This is a genomic window from Candidatus Schekmanbacteria bacterium (assembly GCA_016219965.1).
Lineage (GTDB): Bacteria > Schekmanbacteria > GWA2-38-11 > GWA2-38-11 > J061 > JACRJM01.
Map to the genome: position 1 here is coordinate 18,646 of JACRJM010000002.1, position 20,398 is coordinate 39,043.

Below are 20,398 nucleotides of genomic sequence, written 5' to 3' on the forward strand. Positions count from 1 at the left end.
ATGGATATCTTTGAAGAGATAGTTAAACTTAAAAATGAAGGAATCCCGGCTGCCCTTGTGACCATTATAAAGACTAAGGGCTCTACACCAAGGGAAGTCGGAGCAAAGATGATAGTAGCAGGGGATGGAACGGCACGCGGAACTATCGGAGGCGGCTGCGTTGAAGGACAGGTATGGGACGAGGCAAAGGAAGTGATAAAAAACGGGAAGGTAAAGATATTGGAATTTGACCTTCTCGATGATCCCCTTGAAGGCGAAGGGCAGGCGTGCGGCGGCTGGATGCAGGTTTTGATAGAACCTGTTGCTGTTCCTGATACAGCGATTATTTTAGGTGCAGGACATATCTCGCTTAATCTTGGAATATTACTCAATATGCTGGGTTTCCGTCTTATAATTGCAGACGACCGCGACGAGTATGCTTCGGCAGAAAGATTTCCGGAGGCTGATGAGATTATTGTAAGTGAATTTGAGAATCTCTTTGAAAAGCTCAAGATAACTGATAATACCTATATTGTCATAGTGACGCGGGGACACAAATATGACAGGATGATGCTTGAGAAAAGCCTAAGGACAAATGCCTGTTATGTGGGGATGATAGGGAGCAGGGCAAAGCTTAAGGCATTGTTCGACTCAATGAAATCTCAGGGCTTTGATGATAAGGATATAAAGAGGGTGCACTCTCCCATAGGAATTCCAATACATAGTGAAACTCCGGAGGAGATCGCAGTCAGCATAGCTGCCGAGATAATAAAGTTTAAAAAGGAACTTCATGGGAAAGCAAAGGGATGACATTTTCTGAAACTGATGGAAAAGCCAAGAAATATGCCTTTGAAGGACGCATATTAACAGTCACAACACTTGTAACAGAGACTGCTTTCCTTGTGTGGTTTCTTTTCTCCGGCGCATCCATACTTGTCCGTGATTACTGCTTGTTGTTGACAGCAAATTATTATGCCGCGGTCTTCGGTTATTTTCTTTTATTTTTTGGGATACTTGAAGCGCTTTCACTTCCTTTCAGTTTTGTATCAGGGTTCCTTGTTGAGCACCGTTACGGGCAGTCAAACCGCACTTTTGGAGGATGGTGCTGGGATGAAATTAAGGGCGTCGCTGTTTCCATTATATTGGGCGGAATTTCTGTTGAAGTCCTCTATCTAATAATAAAAAAAAGCTCTTCAGCCTGGTGGATAATCGCGTCATTGGTTTTCACCTTCTTCTCTGTAATACTTGCAAGACTTGCCCCTGTGCTACTTATGCCCCTTTTTTATAAGTTTACTCCCATAGAGGATGAATGTTTGAAAAACCGGCTTCTTGAACTTGCACGAAGAGGCGGCGCTGAAGTTAATGGGATTTTTTCCATGAACCTAAGCAAGACGACTAAAGCCGCAAACGCCGCATTAATGGGGCTTGGGAAAACGCGCAGAATCGTAATATCAGACACCATGCTTTCTTCATACACACCTGATGAAATAGAAGCCGTAATAGCCCATGAACTTGGGCATCAGAAGGGAAGGCATCTTCTAAAAATGCTGCTATGGCAGACAGTGTTGATATTTATAAGTTTCAAACTGATTGACGCAATCTTTGCGTCCGGTTCTTCTAAGTTCGGTTTTACCGGAATGTCCGATATTGCGTCACTGCCGCTTTTCATACTTATAGCGTCATTCGTGAGCCTTGTGACTTTGCCGGCAATCAACAGTTTTTCGCGAAGCCTCGAGAGATATTCAGACCGTTTTGCTTTTTCACTTACAGCGAATGCGGAAGCTTTCAGAATGCTTATGGAAAGGCTTGCAGAGCAGAATCTTGCGGATAAGAATCCTAATGGGCTGATAGAGTTTGCTTTCCACAGCCATCCATCGATTGCAAAAAGAATAGACTATGTTTCTAAGCTTTCAAAAGACAAGAAGGAATAGAATATAATTAATTCCGGCCGGAAACTTTTAAAAGAGGCAGGAGTTTCTTCAGGCTCTTTTTTATCAGGTCGTTTTCTTTGTTTATTGTCAGACCACGTTTCCACTTCTTGAAGGCTTCGTCGAATTTCCCTATTTCATAATAAACGGAACCAAGGTTGTAATAACCGTTATCGAACTTTGGATTAAGCGATATTGCCTTCTCATATTGTTCTATGGCTTTTGTATACAATCCTCTGTTCTTGTAGAAAACTCCGCGATTATTGTAGTGTAGATAGTTAAACTTTGGAGCACTTCCGTTACCACCTTCTTTTTTCATCTCTTGTTATTACCTCCCATAAGCAAAAAAAATTTCTCATAAAGATATTAGCATGTTTCATGCCAGACTCTTTTATTTCTGACATAGGAAAGATAGTGCTTTAAAATTCAATAAATTACTATAACTAATTCATTTTAGTAGAAAATAATTTGTGACATTTTAGTCCAGACTCTTTGACAAATATGGCAAAGGGAGGATGAAATAATAGTATAAGTTTGTTAACCAATTCGGAGGCAGGCAAATGAACGATACGATTTATAATATGAGCTCATATTTTTCAATTCTTCAGGGGAACAGGTGGACTTATTTCAATAAGTCTGACCGCGGAGAAAAAGAAGTAAGTTATAAGATTGAAGGTTCTGAAATATTTCACGGCGTGGAAGTTCCAAAGAAGGTGCAGGTTGATAATGAAGAGGAGTATTTCTGCACCCTTGTTGATCCTGTTTACGGTGTAAGGGATTACAAACATCATCTGGGAATGGCGCCAAACTATCTCATCTACACCCCGCCCACATTGGTTATTCCCGCAAAGATGCGCGCAGGCGATATTCATTACAACACCTGTCATCTTTTTAGGCACAACTCTGACGGGAGCATGCAGGATGAGGGGGAGTTTTATGATATTACAGTATTTGATGGGGTAGAAAATGTGACTGTCCCTGCAGGAAAGTTTGATGATTGCCTAAAGGTAACATTGACAAGGGATGATGTTTTTAGCGAGATAGTTATAAACGTAGTGCTCACAGAGTGGCTTGCAAAGGGAATAGGCATTGTGAAAAGCGATGCCAGGGTCAATATCTACAGCCCGCAGGGTGGAGAGCCATTTATAATGAATTCATCGGATCTGCTTATAAGCGCTGTGATAGGTGGAAAGAAGGTCGGGAAATAAAATAATCTCCATCAAAACAAAAATCCTTTGGCATTGAATTTAAAAAAGTGATTTAATGACAGAATATGGAAACTTATATCACCTCATTTAAGAAATGTCCCCTCTGTGAAGTTGTATGGGACAGCCGTGAAGAGTTCCTTAAAGATCCGCGTGTCAGCGTCATTGGGTATCAGACTAACTTCAAGAAACTTGGCGAAGGCTTTTTCCTCTTTAACCATGATTCCTGCGGCACATCATTAGCTATCATGGTTGATGCTTTTCATGACTTTTATAAAGGTCCTATTTACGAAGATCGTGCAACAGGAAGCGAAGATTGTCCCGGCTACTGTCTGCACCAATCTGAACTGCGCCGATGCCCTGCAAAATGCGAATGCGCTTATGTCCGCGAGATAATCCAGATTGTCAGCAACTGGACAAAGGACTGAAATTGTAATTTCCCTACCCTGTCCTGTTTGACAATGAATCATTAAAAAAATATCATCTCAGAACCTGATATAATAAAGAGGTTTATAAATAGGAATAAAATTTAAAGGGGAATATTTTTGTCTTTTGACTGCATAATTGTCGGCGGGGGACATGCGGGGTGCGAGGCAGCACTTGCAGTGTCCAGGATGGGGCTTAAAACCGCGCTCATCACATTCAGCATTGACCGCATTGCGCTGATGTCATGCAACCCGGCTATCGGCGGAGTTGCCAAGGGTCATATTGTCCGGGAGATTGACGCCCTTGGAGGTGAGATGGGCAAAGCCATTGATGACACCGGCATACAGTTCAGGATGTTGAACACAAAAAAAGGTCCTGCTGTATGGGGACCAAGGGCTCAGGCTGACAAATCTGCCTATTCAGCGAGAATGAAAGAGGTGCTCAGTAATGCTCCTAATCTCTCTCTGATTGAAGATGAAGCGATTTCTATAATAACCAGCCATGGAAAAGCTGCCGGCATAATCACTGCAAAGGGTGAAAGAATTGAAAGCAGGACAGTGATCCTTACAACAGGGACATTCCTTCGCGGTCTCATGCATACAGGGTTTAAAAAAAGCGATGGTGGAAGAGTGGGAGATCCGGCATCTTACGGGATTTCAGCGAGCCTCGAAAGCCTTGGCATAAAGCTTGGCAGATTAAAGACAGGGACTCCGCCCCGATTGCTGAAGAACAGCATTGACTTTAGCATTATGAAAGCTCAGTCCGGAGATGAACCTCCGCTTAACTTTTCGCATTTTACGGATAAAAAAACTGTTAACTTAGTTTCCTGTTATATCAGCCACACCAATGAGAAAGTCCATTCTGTAATCAAAAATAACATCGATAAATCCCCGCTCTATGCTGGGGTTATTATTGGTACTGGTCCACGCTATTGCCCTTCAATCGAGGACAAGATTGTAAAATTTGCGGATAAAACAAGCCATCAGATCTTCTTTGAACCTGAAGGGATTGAAACTGAGCTCATCTATCCCAATGGCGTTTCAACAAGTCTTCCTGAAGAAGTGCAGCTAGAGTTTCTGCACCACATTAAAGGGCTTGAGAAAGTTGAGATTTTAGTTCCGGGCTATGCTGTTGAATATGATTTTGTTTTTCCGACACAGCTTAAGCCCACGCTTGAGACAAAAGAGGTTGATAATTTATTTCATGCCGGGCAGATAAACGGAACATCAGGTTATGAAGAAGCGGCGGCTCAGGGATTGATGGCCGGGATAAATGCAGCACTCAAAATTAAAGGCGAAGAACCATTTGTTTTGAAAAGGTCTGAGGCTTATACTGGAGTTCTCATTGACGACCTCGTAACATTAGGGACAAAAGAACCTTACAGGATGTTTACTTCAAGGGCTGAATACAGGCTCCTTTTAAGACAGGATAATGCGGACATCCGCCTCATGGATTACGGCTTTAGGCTGGGTCTTGTATCTCACGAGATTTACGATATGTTTCAGGAAAAAAGAGAAACTATGAGGAGAAAGATATTCTCTCTCAGGAGTACCGTTGTAAACCCTGACAAGGAAATCAATGAATATTTGAATTCAATCGATTCCACTCCTCTTGCAGCATCGCAGACAGCAGAAGAGATTTTACGCCGTCCGGAAATAAGGTACTGCCATGTTTCGGGATTTATCGGCGACCATGAACCTATTCCGGACGACACGGCCCGTCAGATTGAGATGGAGGTAAAATACTCAGGATACATCAAGAGACAGGCTTCCATGGTGGAGCAGATGGAAAAACTTGAAAAGATAAAGATCCCTCAGGACATTAATTATTCCGAGGTCTCCGGGCTTTCAAGTGAAGTCAGGGAGAAGCTCGAAAAGATAAGGCCCATTACTTTAGGACAGGCTTCAAGGATTTCAGGAACCACTCCAGCGGCTATGTCAATTTTGATGGTTTACATAAAGAACAGAAACAGTGCTGGCAGAACGGCAGGTGTTTAAATGGCAAAAGAGACAGAGGGGATAGGAGAGCTAAGCGAAGAAGTTATTTTAGAGAGAATAAAGTATATCCTCCGCATGGCGCGGTTCATACAGGATGACAAAGCGACTGTAAAATTTGCATCCTATCTGGCGGAACTTTTCAAATGGAACAAAAAAATAAATCTCACTTCTATAGTAAGTCTTGATGAACTTATTGAGAAACAGCTTTTAGATTCCTTGATACCATTAAGGCTTGGCTCAGAGCTTATTCAGAACTATTCTGTACTTCTTGATATTGGCTCAGGAGGAGGGTTTCCTGCCCTGCCGTTAAAGATTGCCAAAGGAAACAACATAAGTGTGCACATGGTTGAAAGCCGTATCAAGAAAGTAAATTTTTTAAAGCATATTGTAAGGAAGCTGGAGCTTAATGATATCAATGCATGGTGCGGCAAGTTTCCTCTTGAATCGCATGAAGAAAATTTCTCCGAGCATTTTGATATAGTAACTACAAAAGCTGTAAAACCTGATGCCAGCATATGCAATGCCATTTGTAAGGTCTTAAAAGAGCAGGGGCAGGCAATCTTTTACAGATTATTTGAAGAGGATGATTATAAAATGATAAAAAGCTGCGGACTTATCGTCGCAGAGGAAATATCCTACATTCTCCCCATTTCAAGAGGGAAAAGGACGTTAACTGTTATTAGAAGAAAATCGTAACCTGTATAGTGTGATTCCGTCTTTCTGCCATTGTATGTCTGAATAATTGTTTGAAAAAATGGCAAAACGTTTTTTCATCTTCTCAAGTTCCTTTGTTCTTTCTTCAGTGTCAAAAGGAGTTGTTGAAAGAAACAGGTTTTCATCTATCAATATATGAGTGATTTGTTTTTCTTTTATGAATGAAAGAAGTTTGTCCAGAGTAGAATCGTCGCTTAATAATGATTCCATGGTAAAAGATTCAAAAATTGAATCACTGTAGTGTTCTCTTTCAAAGTAATATCCCTGGTTCTTCATCCATATGAGCCATACCTTTGAATCAGGAAGCAATTCCCGGTTAATGTATTCAATCGCAGGATAAGTTTCAGGAATTTTTTTCCTGAGATATTCAGCTCGTGTTTGCTTACCTCTAAGATATTCCCAGGACATAGTTTCACTGAAGAACTTTAGATTGTGATAAAGGTTAAACAAGATTGAGCCTGCGATGAATATGGAAAAGATTGTTTGTCGCCATTTTATGTCCCCTTTAAAGTTTTGGACGGCAATCATTATTATAAGAATTGCTGCAGGCAAAGCCGGCAGGAATAGCCGCGTTTGTGTTGAAGAGAAAAACCAGATGAAAAAGAAGAAAGAAAGAAAAATAAGAAAGTGACTTGTCACGGTTCTTGTTTGCCTGTTTGCTGCTAAATAGACTGCAGCAGGAATCATAAGAATAAGAAAAATTCCAGCAATCCCATCAAGCCCGAAATAGCCGGCTTCCTGAGGTTTCATCCCTATGGAAAAACTTACCGGGAAGAGCAAATAGTGAATCCAGCCGCTTCCTGTAAAGAAGCGGGATAGTCCTTCTATGTATATTGCTTCTCTGTAAGAATCCCATGCCTTGCCTCCAAATATGGAATAAAAAAAAGGATAAAAGGGATTCCCTGTGAATAAGTAATTCTTAAGGTACCAGGGAGATGCAATTGCAACAGAAGATAATGCGAAAACCCCTGAAGCAGCAAGGGACCTTGAAAATAAAAGTACGATTGTGATCATGATGAGAACTACCCACATCCCTGTATATTTTATTGCCATTGCAGAGCCTGCAAATATACCGGAAAAAATAAGGAGAGATATGTCACTCCTCTCCATCAACCAGAAATTTAAAAAGACAAATGACAAAAGAACATAGAATGCTAATGCCATATCTATATAAGCAGTGCCGGAGATGGAAAATACAACAGGTGATGAAGCAAGAAAGAGTGCCGTAATAAGTGAATATGTCTTTGACAGATATTGTCGTGCAAAAAAATAGAGTGTGATTGATGAGAGAATACAGAAATTTAGATGTAACAGCCTTGCAAGCGCCTCCTCCCCGATGGCAATGGGAATTATATAAAGCATTTCAGTAAACTCAGGGAAGGCTGCAAATACGTTCCCTTCTATATTGAATATCCTGTGATGCTGAAGATAAAGCTTTGGTGCGGCAAGATGATAGACAAGCTCATCACGGACAGTTGGCGGGAGAAGGCAAAGAAGGAACAATGGTATGAATAGAAAAAGAGAAACTATTGCCGGTGTTTTGAATATTGTTAAAGCAAAATTGTCGCGGAGCTCTTTTCCGAACTTAACAAACAGAAAAACAGAGATCAGGAATAAAATAATAAGCTCTGTGGCAATGAATCTGCTGTAAAAAAGTCCGCAAATCCCCTCAAAAAACATGATGAGAGACAGAAATAAAAATCCAACTCCGAAGGCGCTACAGGTTTTGATATTAAGGGGGATGGATTTTACATTTCTTAGTGCAAAGAGCCCGATTGAAAGCGCTATAAAATCTAAAAGTATGAGATAAAAAAGCGGCGGACTTGAGATATAAATAAAATTTAACATTAGCTCTATAAAATAACAGGTTTGCAAATCTGTTTCTACAAATTTGTAGAAGCGATATCTTCCTTTTTTATATGATTGCTGATATTATTTAGCACAATGAATTACCTTAATAATTAATTGACCAGATGCTTTATAAGCTCTACGACTTAACAGAAGAGTAAATCGCCATAGTTGAAGGGAAGAAATGAAATGTCAGTTATAACAACTACTGAATATAAGACATTTTTAAAAGAGATTAAGGAGCGCATATATAAAGCCCAGTATGACGCACTTAAAGCTGTAAACAAAGAGCTTATAAACCTGTATTGGGACATTGGGAAATCAATCGTGGCAAAGCAGGATAAGCTCGGCTGGGGCAAATCTGTAGTAGAAAATCTAGCTAAGGATTTGCAAAAAGAATTTTCTGGGATACAGGGATTTTCTGCTAGAAACCTCTGGAATATGCGGACATTTTATTTGACTTACAAAGAAGATCAAAAACTGCAGCCATTGGTTGCAGAAATTAGCTGGACCAAAAATGTCATTATTATGGAACGGTGCAAGGACGACATCCGGCGGGAATTCTACCTCAAGACAACAAAGAAGTTTGGCTGGACAAAAGATGTTCTGATTAACCAGCTTGAAGCAGGTGCATTTGAACGGTATATGACAAATCAGACAAACTTTGATAAAGCCGTGCCGGAAAAATACCGTCATCAGGCAAAGCTTGCAGTGAAAGATGAATATTCCTTCGACTTTCTGGAACTTGGCGAAGAACATTCGGAAAAAGAACTCGAACTGGCACTTTTAGAAAATGTGAGGAAGTTCCTGATTGAGATGGGTGGCTACTTTACCTTTGTGGGTAATCAGTACCGTTTGGAGATAGACAATCAGGAGTTTTTTATTGATTTGCTGTTATATCACCGGCAACTGAGGTGTCTTGTGGCAATAGAATTAAAGATCGGCGCATTCAAGCCTGAATATGCCGGCAAGATGCAGTTTTATCTTTCTGCCCTGAACGATAGAGCAAAGCTTCCTGATGAGAATCCATCTATAGGCATTATTTTGTGCAAAGACAAAAGCCGGACATTTGTTGAATATGCACTGAAGGATACTAAAAAAGCTATAGGCGTATCTACCTACAAACTGACTGGAAAACTTCCGCGCGAGCTAAAAAAATATCTACCGTCTCCTGAAGAGATGATTGAAAGAATAAAGTATCTGGAATAGCAAAGATACAAGTGATTAAACTAACACGCAAAACAGCTACACTTCATCTTGACACCACCTTAAAAAGAAATATGCTCGTGATGCTATAAGTTGTTAAACTTTTTTCAGGAGTTTTAAATGCTTCGAAACAAAATTTCGCTGGTTAAATCCTGCGCCTGCCTCTTACTGATAGTATTTCTTTCATCAGGCTGTTCTCTTTTCGGGTTGTGGGAGGAGCCGGGTGCAGATTCAAAGCAGTTATGGACATACATCCAAAAAAGGAAACCCTATATAGAATATCCTTTTATCCCCGGGGAAAACGGTTTGTATAAAGGACAAGATCCTCACGGATACTGGCTTCAGACATTTGTCAACGCAACAGCTCTTGAATCACTTGAAGATAAAAAAGGCATGTTTCCCCCGGGCTCGCTGATAGTCACAGAGAACTACTCTGAGGAAAAGGAGTTAAGGGAGCTGACAGTGATGTACAAAGTTGAAGGATACAATCCTAAAGCAGGAGACTGGTACTGGGTGACATATGATGTAAACGGAGAACCGCTCCACGAAGGAAGGGCAAAGGTCTGTATAAATTGCCATAGCGAAATGGTTGACAACGATTACGTTTTCAGCGGTAAAATAAAATAATAATGACAATTTCAGAGCTTCTTTAAACAATGTCTAAAGCCAAAGCCTCCGGAAATTACAGGTATGTAATACTTCTGACGCTCTGGCTCCTTTATTTCATAAACTACTGGGACAGAATAAGCGTCCTCACCCTCCTTCCGCTCATAAGAGAAGACCTTAATCTGACTCATGCTGAAGTGGGGCTTGCAGCATCGATATTTTTCTTTGCCTATGCGGTAGCACAGCTTTTTGCAGGCCACATGGCTGACCGCTTTGGAGCAAAAATAATGATGCGCATTGCCATAACGGTTTTTACTGCCATCACATTTGCTACCGGTCTTATTAAGAATTTTGTGCATTTCTTTATTGTCCGGGTTGCACTTGGTCTCGGCGAGGGACAACACTGGACGCCGAGCATGAAGGTCTGCGCAGACTGGTTTCCGGCAGGCGAGAAAGGAAGGGCAACAGGACTCTATACAACGTCTTTTACGATAGGTCCGGCAGTGGCTCCTATTGCTGCCACTTTTATTGCCGCCGCTCTTGGATGGCGTTCTGTTTTTTTTCTCCTCGTCATCCCCGGAATAATTGGGATCATCTGTCTCAACCGTTATATCATCAACAAGCCTTTCGAAGCTCTTGCTCTGGGGAAAATATCAAAAGGAGAATATGATTACATAGAGGCAGGAATGCCGCCTCCCATGGGACATCAGGAAAAAGGGGTTTATGGGAGGGTAGTCGCTGATCCTGTTTTCTGGTGTTATTCCCTAATATTCTTTTTTAATCTCGCTGTTTACTGGGGAAACACGACATGGATATCATCTTTTCTTTATGAACAGCACAAGCTTAAACTTTCCACGATGGGCATGGTCGCAGCAGTCCCTTTTATTGTCGGGGCGCTCTCGCAGTATCTTGGCGGGATTATGATGGATAAGTTTTTTAAAGGGCGCATCAAACCAATACTTCTCATATCATTTATTGGATGTCTTCCCTCTTATTATATAATGAGCATTATCCCGCAGGGGAACGTCCCTTTGCTTGTTACTTTCTTCATACTGATAGGTTTTTTTGCAAATTTGAACTGGGGACCCTTTGTTGCTTTCATCCAGATAAGATATCCGAGGGAGATTGTGGGGACAGCGGCAGGAATCAGCAATTTCATAGGCCAGTTCGGAGCATTCCTTTCCCCGGTGATAGCCGGGTTTTTGATTCTAAAGACAGAATCCGGAAGTGATTATTCAAATGTTTTTATTTTCTTCACCCTCTGTTCGCTGACTGCGGCAATCGCCACTTTGTTTTTAAATGAACAGCCATTGACTGAGAAAATGAGTGAAAAATGAGCGAGAAAAAATAAGCTAAAAAATTATTGACAACTTCCGGGCTTTAGTTTACACAGTTTTCACTTTTTGAAGGAACATAATTACTACTCCGAATTCTGTTACCTAATGTGCGATGGCGTGATGGGGCAGAATCGAAAGGGTAATGCTGGAAACGGCATTGCCTCCCGAATGGGAAAGGAGAGAGAATGTTTTCCCCAAGTTAGCCGGTACCAGTAAATGGTAACCGGTTTTTCTTTTTTATACGGCCTATCAGGATAACAAACCATTAAAATACTATTGGAGAAGAGAATGAAGAAGTTTTTCATAATAGTTTCAGTTTTATTCATTTTCGCAGCAACAACAACTGTAAACTCCCATGCAGAGACACGTCTCCGAATGAGTACGACAACAAGCACTGAAAATTCCGGACTGCTGCCGGTCATTATAACCCCCTTTGAGAAGGCTAATGATGTCAAAATAGATGTCATAGCCGTAGGGACAGGAGCAGCGCTGAAACTTGGCGAGAACGGAGATGTTGATCTGGTCTTTGTTCATTCGCGCCCTGATGAAGATAAATTCGTGGCTTCGGGTTTTGGTATTGACCGGCGCGATGTCATGCATAATGATTTTGTAATTCTGGGACCTAAAAATGATCCTGAAAATTTAAAAGGCGCAGGCTCAGCTCTCGAAGCTTTTAAAAGACTTGGTGCAGGGAAATGTGAGTTCATTTCACGCGGCGACAACTCAGGGACACACATAAAAGAAAAGGAATTGTGGAAGCTGGCAGGTGTTTCACCCTCAGGCAGTCCGCTTGCCAAATGGTATGTTGAGACAGGACAGGGAATGGGTGCCGTGCTTCAGATAGCAAATGACAAGCAGGCTTATACGCTTGCCGACCGGGGGACCTACATTGCCTATGAAAAGAAGGTTGACCTTGTAATTCTCTATGAAGGGGACAAGACCTTATACAATCCGTACGGCATCATTGCTGTTAACCCGGCTAAATTTCCACATGTAAAATATGACCTCGCGAAGAAGTTCATTGAATACATCACAAGCTCTGAAGGGCAGAAGATTATTGCTGATTTCAAAGTGAACGGCAAAGAACTTTTTTTCCCTGATGCGATTAAAAACTAAGAAATGAAAAATATATTTTTTATCATAATATTGGCGGCTAACATTGTTTTATTGTCTGCTTCCCTGCAAAATGCGGGATGGTGGGGAGACGAGGAAATAACTTTGGAGAAAGCATCTTTAAATGACGGCACAACGCTTCTCGTATCACCAAATCCGGACAATAACAGGAATGTTCTGGTCAACTCTACTATTAAGCTCGAATTCAGCAGGAAGATTACAGACACAACTGTCAGCATAATCACTAACCAGCCCAATAAAACGCTCTTTATATTGACAAAAGCACTGACAAAAGCCGGTGGTGCCGTTGTGCCTGTAACTGTTACGGCAAACAAATCTCCGGTAACCGTTAAACCTATCAGCGATTTAGAACCTCAAACGAAATATATCCTTACCGTCAAGGCAGGTATTACATCGAATAACAGAGCTTACTGGACTAAGACTGATATAGTCATAGCATTCACTACGAAAAGCCAGAAAGCGGAACAACATAAATAAGCGATTAACAAAAGTTTTTCTGGCAAAAAGGCAGTAAAAAATATTCAGTGCAATTCTTTTAATCCTGTGTAAAACATTACAAATGGACTATCTTATTGATTCCTTCTACTCTGCTGGCGGACTCATCTTCGGTTTTGATCCAGAGGTTTATTTCATTGTCTGGACATCGGTGCGCATTTCGCTTATTGCCACCATTCTTGCCGCGGTTCTGGGAATTCCTCTGGGAGTATTGATTTCGCTTAACCGGTTTAGAGGTAAAGGCGCAGCAATCCTGATACTAAATACATTGATGGCGCTTCCTACAGTTGTCGTCGGGCTTTTCTTCTACGCACTTTTAAGCCGACGGGGGGTTTTGGGAGATTTTGGCCTACTTTACACCCCCTGGGGAGTGATAATCGGTGAGCTGTTCCTCGCTCTTCCTATTGTTGTAAATTACACCATCTCAGCAGTACAGGGAATAGACAAAAGGCTTCTTCTTACATGTAAATCACTTGGGGCATCACCGGTCCAGGAGGCATCAATAATATTGAAAGAGGCAAGATTTGCAGTGATGGCTGCTGTAGTTGCAGGATTCGGAAGGATCATCGCAGAGGTCGGAGTTGCCATGATGCTTGGTGGTAACATAAGGGGTTTCACCCGCACCATGACAACAGCAATTGCGCTTGAAACAAGCAAGGGGGAGTTTGAGCTTGGGCTTGCTCTCGGCATACTTCTGCTCGCTGTAGCCTTTGCCGTAAATGGCGCGCTTTATAAGATTCAGAAGGGGAAATAAAGTGAAAATGAAGAGAAAATAATGAGCATTGCATACAGACTGGAAAACATTTCTTTCGGATATGGTTCGCGCACTGTACTTAATATCCCTGAGCTTGAAATTGAAGCAGGAAGAATCACTGCACTTGTCGGCCCCAATGGCTCAGGCAAGACTACTCTTTTAAATATGCTTTCTTTTATCGAGATTCCGGGAAAAGGAGAGATTTCCTTTTTCAACGAGAAGGTGAAAGACGGGGATGTACTTGCCTTTCGCAGGCGAGTGGGACTTCTGCTTCAAAATCCATATCTCTTCCATTCCTCTGTGATATCTAATGTAGAGGCAGGGCTTAAGATCCGGGGGATATCTCCCCATGAAAGGCACAGCATATCTGCGGATGCACTGGCAAAAGTCGGACTTTTCGGTTTCGAGGGGAGAAAGGCGACATCTCTTTCAGGAGGCGAGGCGCAGAGGGTTGCCCTTGCACGGGTGCTTGCCCTTCAACCTCAGGTCATATTACTCGATGAGCCGGCAACCTATATGGATGCAGAAAGTGAAAGACGCACGGAAGAGGTTATCCTTGAGCTTAACAGGGAGAAGGGCGTTACAGTTATATTTACGACACAGGATATTCTGCGTGCACAGGCTCTCGCAGACAGGGTGCTCAGCATCTTCAGGGGAAGCATTGTCTCAGCATCGCTTGTAAATCTTTTCCGCGGGAAAGTCTCTGAAGACGGAAAACAATTCCATACAGAGAAAATTGTCATTTTTATTTCCGGCGGGAGCGGCAACGAAACTCATATCTCTGTTGACCCTTCTGATATAGTTCTTTCCAAAGAATCACTCCATTCAAGCATGAGAAACTCTTTCAAGGGGCGGATAGTCGCGATTTTCGAAGAGAATGGAAAGGTGCGCATCGAAGTTGAAGCAGGAGAACGCTTCCAGTCCCTTATCACGCGCGACTCTCTAAAAGAAATGGGTCTTCATATCGGCGACGATGTCTGGCTCTCCTTCAAGTCAACTGCCGTGAAGGTGTTTTAGGTGTTTTTCATTCAGAAATTTATTGACTTGAAAATAGTTTTGTTAGAAAAGCGCAAACAGATTTTATAAATTCCATTATTTACAAAGAAGATGGTAATTTAGATAATCGTTTGGGCAGTGGTTAGTCGTAGAGAATTGAAACTATTCTAGACCCGGAGGGAAGTAATGATGAAGATGATGAGAGGCGAATTAACCAAGCATCTTAGCAGTGCATTGTCAGACCTGAAGAACATTAAACTCACGAAGTTCCTGCAAATCGCTATTTTCGGGTTCACTCTGATATTTTTTACAGAGTTACCGGTAAACGCCACAATTATTGGCGGAAATGTGACAGGTGGGGCAGCTTATCTTCTTGGAGGCACCTTTGAAAAGCTCACTGTTCCGCTTGCAAATCCATATGGTCCTCCAAACAGCGTTGGAGAAAACAATTTTGAGTCCTTGAACCTATTGGGATTCGATGAGAATCAGAATATCCTGATTACCTCTCCTCTTGTGTTGGATGTAGGAGGCAGTCCTTTGCCTGCGGGAACTGTCGTGGCAAGCCATTACGTCTTTTTTGACCCGACATCTTATACGACTTTAATTGGAACAGTAGATTTTGACTCTAATGTTCTTGGAATAATTTTCAATACTGACAGTCTGGCAAACAGCGATTTTCTTGCCCAAACCGGAGTAAATTATCTTAGTCCGTTCAGGAGAGGACTTGAGCTTACTTCAGGAGATTTAGTTACTATCAGCGGTCCGCGCCAGATTCAATTCACTGTAACAGCGGGAAACCCCGGTGATTATGTTCGCGTGCTTACTGAATATTCTCCCGGAGGTGCACCTGTCCCTGAACCAGCAAGCATATTACTATTAATGACAGGCTTGGCAGGTTTTGGTCTATTGCGCTGGCACAGCCGGAAACAGGGATAAGATAATTCAGTAAAACTGAAATTACTATTGAAGCTCCCCAGGCAGGAGTTAGAACTTGGGGGAGTTTCTATTTTATTATTCCAATTGTTTTTTAAGTTCTTCTTTGCTCGGAAGGTATAGCTGGTACTGCCGGGCAAAAATATGCTCATTATCCTCGGGCAAGGTGAATTCAACAACTGCCTTCTTAGCTTCTTTGCATAAAATTATTCCAATGGTGCTGTTTTCATCCGGGCATTTCATCATGCGGTCATAGTAGTTCACATACATTTGCATCTGCCCTATATCCTGATGCTTTAGTTTCCCTATTTTCAAGTCTATTAGAACAAAACACTTTAGCAGGCGATTATAAAACACAAGGTCCACAAAGAAGTGTTCTTCATCAAATGTAAAGCGCTTCTGTCTGCCTACGAAGAGAAAACCTTTTCCAAGCTCAAGGAGAAAGTGCTCGATCTTATTGATAATAGCTGTTTCAAGATCGCTTTCCGTATAGCTGGCGTCTTCTTTCAATCCGAGAAATTCCAGTACATAAGGTTCTTTGATTGCATCCTGCGGGGTCGTTAGGACATGCCCTTTTTGACTTAATTCTTTCACTCGGTGTTTATCACGGCTAAGTGCAAGCCGTTCATAAAGAGATGAATTAAACTGACGTTCAAGTTCCCGGAGTGACCAGTTTTGTTTTGCAGCTTCTATCTCATAAAAACTACGTTCTGCATCAGAAAGCCTTATGAGAAAGACATAATGAGACCAGCTCAGAGGAAAGGTTGTCTGAGAAATACGCGACGCTGTCTCGGATTTCGCAGACATTGTCTGCGAAATTTTTGCGGAGTATAGCAGGAAGAACTTCCGCATGTTTTCAAGGTTTCTCTCGGAATAGCCCTTGCCGAATTCTTTTGTCAGATCAAGACTCAGGTTTTTCAAAGTTTCCTCGGCATAGCCCGCCCGCTTTTTCCCCTGCTGCTCATCTACCACGATCATCCTGCCTATTTCAAAATAGGTCATCACCATAGCAGTGTTGATGTTCCTTGCTACAGCATTTCTCGCTTCGCGCAGGAGAGTTTTTATATTTTCAAATAATTTTTGATGCGATAGTTTCTTTTCTATTTTATCCATTACTTAATATCCTTAAAATAAGCTAAGTTTTGTTTAGACAATACCAAAAGATGATATTCTTATACAATATTATTTAAGTGTTTAATGCTGGATTGTTGGATGAAAAAACAGGGAAAGTAACTTTTTACTTATAATCTGTTAATTTCGCTTGATAAAAATATTCTTTGATATTAAAAGTTCAAGGAATTTTCGAGGGAGTGCTCGGTTGAAAAAGAAAGAGAAAAAAAGCTTGAATGGTGTGCCTGTAACCCTTGATTTTAAAAGCAATGAGGATTTTCGCAGGGAAAGGCCAAGCGTTGACAGGGATAAATGCATAAAGTGCGGAGTCTGTTATCTTTACTGCCCTGACAGCGCAATCAGAAGTGTTGACGAAGGATACTTCGAGGCAGACCTTGAACTTTGCAAAGGGTGCAGTCTCTGCAAAAAGCAGTGCGTCACAGGCTGTATCTCCATGCTTCCCGAAACATTACCTTTAAGGCATCCGCTCTACTGATATGGAAAAATTTTCTGTCTATGTACCTAAGCTCCTGCCAAAGCAGGAGAATTTTATTGTCGGCAGACGTTCCTGCCGGGGATGCGGCAAGGCTCTGGCAATAAGATTTGCCGCAAAGGCAATGGCTGAATGCGGGGCATTGATAAAGACTGATAATAAACCGCAGGCAACCGGCTATGCATGGGATGATATGGAGTTCCCGTCTCTCGTTGGCTCAGTTGTAAACAGCGTAAGAAAGAGCGTTAAAGGCTCATCTTATAAAAAACCAGCCATAGCGATAGACATGAAAGCATTTGACGGCAGCCTTGTTGCATTGCAGTCAATGCTTGAAAAGGCTGAAGATATCCTTGTCATCCTCTATGACAATGAAAAATATATGGACACCATAATAATGGAGACCAAGCCTCTCCCGTTTGGTATTGAATATCATCATCATGCGCCGGGAGCCAGGGAAGTGCGATTCGCCCTTGAATCGCGCAACCTCTTTAATTTTGCAGAAAAGTTATCACTCTCTTATGCGGCTTCTTCATCAATTGCATATCCATTCGATCTTGTTGATAAAGTAAAAAGAGGACTCAAAATAAAAGGGACAGCAGTTGTCCATGTGAATTCACCATGCCCCACAGGCTGGATGTTTGCACCAGCCGACACCGTGAAGCTCGGCGCACTTGCAGTTGAATCAGGGTTTAATCCGGTTTGGGAATATAAAGATGAAAAATTTGCGCTTAACATGGCGGCAAGAAAATCTGAATCAGTCAAAGAATATGTAAGGGCGCAGAAAAGATACAGATATATGAGCGATGCCTTCATAGAAACTTTAAATGAAGCTGTCAGCATTGAGTTTGAAAAGCTTCAAAAACTTTGCGGGAAATAAAATGCAGGAAGTTGATATAATAATAGATAAAGTCGTTGAAAGACATAAGGGGAAGGATAACGCACTTATCCCTATGCTCCATGAAATACAGGGAGAATTTAATTATCTTCCCCGCGAAGCGCTGGATTATCTTTCAGCGAAGATAAGCGTTCCTGTTTCAAAGATATTTTCCGTGGCAACATTTTATAAAGCATTCAGCCTTGAGCCAAGAGGCAAGACAAAGATTGACGTCTGCATGGGCACTGCCTGTTACGTCAAGAATTCCGAGAACCTTCTCAATCGTTTTGCAGGTGAGTTAAAACTGGACGGGGAAGGTACTACATCTGACCTTGCCTTTACTCTTTCACAGGTGCGCTGTCTTGGCTGCTGCAGCCTTGCTCCGGTGGTGAATATAAACGGGAAAGTCTACGGGAATCTAAGCTCTGATAAAGTTAAACAATTGACCGAGCAGTACAAGGCTTGAATATGGTTAAGGTAAAAGGGAAAAGGGAACTTGATAAGCTGGGAAAAGAAGGAATCGCTTCCCTTTATCCTAAAAATATAAAAATCACTGTTGGAGTTGCTTCCTGCGGACTTGCCTCAGGCGCTGCCGCTGTCTTTGATGCATTCAATGAGAAGATTTCAAAAAAAGACGGCGTTATTTTAAGTCATGCGGGCTGTGTCGGGATGTGCCACAATGAGCCTGTAGTTGAAGTCCAGATGCCGGGTATCGGCAGGATGACCTACGGGAAGGTGACTCCTGCTGATGTTGATAAGATAGTTGAATCAGTAAAATCAGGGAAAGTTCCTCCAAAATTTCTTTCATCGGTTAACGTTGATCTCTTTCCTTTGACCGGTGAGAAGAAACAGATCTCCGGCAAGAAATCCCAGGCTGTAAAGGCGAAGCCTCTCCGCTTCTATAATAAGCAGAAGAGAGTTGCCATGAGAAACTGCGGGGTGATAAATCCTGAAAGCCTCGAAGAGTATATAGCGCGCGGCGGATACTATGCACTCTTAAATGCGCTTTCCAATAAATCCCCTGAAGCTGTAATAGATGAGATAGACAAATCCGGTCTTCGCGGGCGCGGCGGCGCAGGATTTCCGACAGGACGCAAATGGAACGTTGCAAGAGCTGCGGCAGGAAAGACAAAATACATAGTCTGCAATGCCGACGAGGGAGACCCGGGTGCATACATGGACAGGGCGATCCTTGAAGGAGACCCTCATTCAGTAATCGAAGGGATGATAATCGCAGCCTATGCCATTGGTTCATCAAAAGGATATATTTATGTCCGTTCTGAATATCCGCTTGCAGTATTGAGGCTTGAAAAAGCACTCATGCTGGCAAGGAAAGCAGGGATTCTCGGGAAATCAGTGATGGGGAAGAAATTCTCTTTTGATATAGAGATTTATCAGGGAGCAGGCGCTTTTGTCTGCGGCGAGGAAACAGCGCTGATTAAATCAATAGAAGGAACATGGGGGGAACCTCAGGGACGTCCTCCGTATCCGGCAGTGAGCGGATTGTTCGGCTGTCCCACTGTGATTAACAATGTTGAGACGCTTGCCAATGTATCTGCCGTGATGTTCAAAGGCGCAAAATGGTATTCTTCAATCGGTTGCAAGGAAAGCAAGGGGACAAAGGTTTTCTCCCTTGTTGGAAAAGTAAAAAATGTTGGACTCGTCGAAGTTCCGATGGGGACAACTCTTAAAGAAATAATATATGACATAGGCGGCGGCGTAAGCGGCAAAGGGAAAGCAAAGGCTGTCCAGACCGGAGGCCCTTCAGGCGGCTGTATACCTGCAAGTCTTTTCAAGCTTCCCGTTGATTATGTGGAACTCTATCGCGCAGGCTCCATAATGGGGTCGGGCGGCATGGTTGTCATGGACGATGCAACGTGCATGGTTGACGTAGCAAAGTATTTCCTCACGTTCCTTGAAGATGAGTCCTGCGGCAAGTGTGTTCCATGCAGGGTTGGGGTCAGAAAAATGCGCGAGATAGTTGAAGACATATCAAAAGGAAAAGGAAGGGAAGGAGACATTGCACTTTTAGAAGAAATGGCAGGTGCCATAAAAGACGGCTCATTCTGCAATTTCGGGGCGACATCGCCAAATCCTGTTCTTTCCACGATACGTTATTTCAGGGATGAATACGAAGCGCACATCAATAATAAAAAATGCCCGGCCGGGGTTTGCTCTGAGCTTATTGAGTTCACCGTGATAAAAGAGAAATGCATAAGCTGCAGCAAATGCAAAAAGGCCTGCCCTGCCGACGCAGTGTGGGGAGCGGTGGGCTCCAAGTACAAGATCGTAAAAGATAAATGCATAAAGTGCAGGGCTTGCATTGAAGTCTGTCCTGTAGAAGCTATAGAGGTTAAGTGATA

21 protein-coding genes and 1 riboswitch are annotated in these 20,398 nt (G+C 42.3%); of the genes, 18 read left to right on the forward strand and 3 right to left on the reverse strand.

Annotation, left to right across the window (positions count from 1 at the left end; all coding sequences use genetic code 11):
- Window positions 1-789 (forward strand): XdhC family protein, encoded by a 789-nt coding sequence (locus HZA77_00945; GenBank protein ID MBI5373972.1) that lies wholly within the window; start codon window positions 1-3, stop codon window positions 787-789.
- Window positions 786-1,910, forward strand: coding sequence for a M48 family metallopeptidase (locus HZA77_00950; protein ID MBI5373973.1), 1,125 nt, complete (start codon window positions 786-788; stop codon window positions 1,908-1,910). Before HZA77_00945 ends, HZA77_00950 begins: the two co-directional genes overlap by 4 nt.
- 7 nt (window positions 1,911-1,917) lie before the next feature.
- Here the strand turns inward: HZA77_00950 and HZA77_00955 are convergent, their stop codons facing one another.
- A complete protein-coding gene (locus HZA77_00955; protein MBI5373974.1) occupies window positions 1,918-2,226 on the reverse strand; it encodes a tetratricopeptide repeat protein in 309 nt (102 codons plus the stop codon).
- Window positions 2,227-2,467: 241 nt separating this feature from the next.
- Between HZA77_00955 and HZA77_00960 the strand changes: the two genes are divergently transcribed.
- From HZA77_00960 to rsmG, 4 genes are all read left to right on the forward strand, one after another.
- Window positions 2,468-3,115 carry a hypothetical protein gene (locus HZA77_00960; GenBank protein ID MBI5373975.1) on the forward strand — a complete coding sequence of 216 codons (648 nt, stop codon included), beginning with the start codon at window positions 2,468-2,470 and terminating at the stop codon, window positions 3,113-3,115.
- Between the two features lie 65 nt (window positions 3,116-3,180).
- On the forward strand, window positions 3,181-3,540 hold the full coding sequence (locus tag HZA77_00965) for a hypothetical protein (GenBank protein MBI5373976.1): 360 nt from the start codon (window positions 3,181-3,183) through the stop codon (window positions 3,538-3,540).
- A 111-nt stretch (window positions 3,541-3,651) separates the two neighbouring features.
- Window positions 3,652-5,535, forward strand: coding sequence for a tRNA uridine-5-carboxymethylaminomethyl(34) synthesis enzyme MnmG (mnmG, locus tag HZA77_00970; protein ID MBI5373977.1), 1,884 nt, complete (start codon window positions 3,652-3,654; stop codon window positions 5,533-5,535).
- On the forward strand, window positions 5,536-6,231 hold the full coding sequence (gene rsmG, locus HZA77_00975) for a 16S rRNA (guanine(527)-N(7))-methyltransferase RsmG (GenBank protein ID MBI5373978.1): 696 nt from the start codon (window positions 5,536-5,538) through the stop codon (window positions 6,229-6,231). It begins immediately after the preceding gene.
- Here rsmG and HZA77_00980 read toward each other — a convergent pair.
- Window positions 6,205-8,097, reverse strand: coding sequence for a glycosyltransferase family 39 protein (locus HZA77_00980; protein ID MBI5373979.1), 1,893 nt, complete (start codon window positions 8,095-8,097; stop codon window positions 6,205-6,207). The two genes, rsmG and HZA77_00980, sit on opposite strands and share 27 nt — an antisense overlap.
- A 189-nt stretch (window positions 8,098-8,286) precedes the next feature.
- Between HZA77_00980 and HZA77_00985 the strand changes: the two genes are divergently transcribed.
- From HZA77_00985 to HZA77_01020, 8 genes are all read left to right on the forward strand, one after another.
- Complete coding sequence (locus tag HZA77_00985; GenBank protein ID MBI5373980.1) at window positions 8,287-9,306, forward strand: DUF1016 domain-containing protein; 1,020 nt, start codon at window positions 8,287-8,289, stop codon at window positions 9,304-9,306.
- A 117-nt stretch (window positions 9,307-9,423) separates the two neighbouring features.
- Window positions 9,424-9,930, forward strand: coding sequence for a cytochrome P460 family protein (locus tag HZA77_00990; protein MBI5373981.1), 507 nt, complete (start codon window positions 9,424-9,426; stop codon window positions 9,928-9,930).
- A 29-nt stretch (window positions 9,931-9,959) separates the two neighbouring features.
- Window positions 9,960-11,246 (forward strand): MFS transporter, encoded by a 1,287-nt coding sequence (locus HZA77_00995; GenBank protein MBI5373982.1) that lies wholly within the window; start codon window positions 9,960-9,962, stop codon window positions 11,244-11,246.
- Window positions 11,247-11,320: 74 nt separating this feature from the next.
- Window positions 11,321-11,442, forward strand: a riboswitch (molybdenum cofactor riboswitch).
- 92 nt (window positions 11,443-11,534) lie between these two features.
- Window positions 11,535-12,362 (forward strand): substrate-binding domain-containing protein, encoded by an 828-nt coding sequence (locus tag HZA77_01000; GenBank protein MBI5373983.1) that lies wholly within the window; start codon window positions 11,535-11,537, stop codon window positions 12,360-12,362.
- A 3-nt stretch (window positions 12,363-12,365) separates the two neighbouring features.
- Window positions 12,366-12,857, forward strand: coding sequence for an Ig-like domain-containing protein (locus HZA77_01005; protein MBI5373984.1), 492 nt, complete (start codon window positions 12,366-12,368; stop codon window positions 12,855-12,857).
- An 82-nt stretch (window positions 12,858-12,939) separates the two neighbouring features.
- The gene (locus HZA77_01010; protein MBI5373985.1) at window positions 12,940-13,629 is read left to right on the forward strand and encodes an ABC transporter permease; all 690 of its coding nucleotides are present in this window, start codon (window positions 12,940-12,942) and stop codon (window positions 13,627-13,629) included.
- 21 nt (window positions 13,630-13,650) lie between these two features.
- Window positions 13,651-14,646, forward strand: a complete 996-nt coding sequence (locus HZA77_01015) for an ATP-binding cassette domain-containing protein (protein ID MBI5373986.1) — start codon at window positions 13,651-13,653, stop codon at window positions 14,644-14,646.
- 165 nt (window positions 14,647-14,811) lie between these two features.
- Window positions 14,812-15,561, forward strand: a complete 750-nt coding sequence (locus HZA77_01020; protein MBI5373987.1) for a PEP-CTERM sorting domain-containing protein — start codon at window positions 14,812-14,814, stop codon at window positions 15,559-15,561.
- A gap of 75 nt (window positions 15,562-15,636) precedes the next feature.
- On the opposite strand, the gene HZA77_01025 is transcribed toward HZA77_01020, so the two are convergent.
- Window positions 15,637-16,671, reverse strand: coding sequence for a DUF1016 domain-containing protein (locus tag HZA77_01025; GenBank protein ID MBI5373988.1), 1,035 nt, complete (start codon window positions 16,669-16,671; stop codon window positions 15,637-15,639).
- A gap of 229 nt (window positions 16,672-16,900) precedes the next feature.
- Here HZA77_01025 and HZA77_01030 point away from each other — a divergent pair, with 229 nt between their 5' ends.
- The 4 genes from HZA77_01030 to HZA77_01045 are packed head-to-tail and all read left to right on the forward strand — an operon-like array spanning window position 16,901 to window position 20,396.
- Window positions 16,901-17,164 carry a 4Fe-4S binding protein gene (locus tag HZA77_01030; GenBank protein MBI5373989.1) on the forward strand — a complete coding sequence of 88 codons (264 nt, stop codon included), beginning with the start codon at window positions 16,901-16,903 and terminating at the stop codon, window positions 17,162-17,164.
- Between the two features lies 1 nt (window position 17,165).
- A complete protein-coding gene (locus tag HZA77_01035; GenBank protein ID MBI5373990.1) occupies window positions 17,166-18,038 on the forward strand; it encodes a hypothetical protein in 873 nt (290 codons plus the stop codon).
- A 1-nt stretch (window position 18,039) separates the two neighbouring features.
- Window positions 18,040-18,501: an NAD(P)H-dependent oxidoreductase subunit E gene (locus HZA77_01040; GenBank protein MBI5373991.1), complete on the forward strand. Its 462-nt coding sequence runs from the start codon at window positions 18,040-18,042 to the stop codon at window positions 18,499-18,501.
- A 2-nt stretch (window positions 18,502-18,503) separates the two neighbouring features.
- Window positions 18,504-20,396 carry an NADH-quinone oxidoreductase subunit NuoF gene (locus HZA77_01045; GenBank protein MBI5373992.1) on the forward strand — a complete coding sequence of 631 codons (1,893 nt, stop codon included), beginning with the start codon at window positions 18,504-18,506 and terminating at the stop codon, window positions 20,394-20,396.
- Window positions 20,397-20,398: the final 2 nt, after the last annotated feature.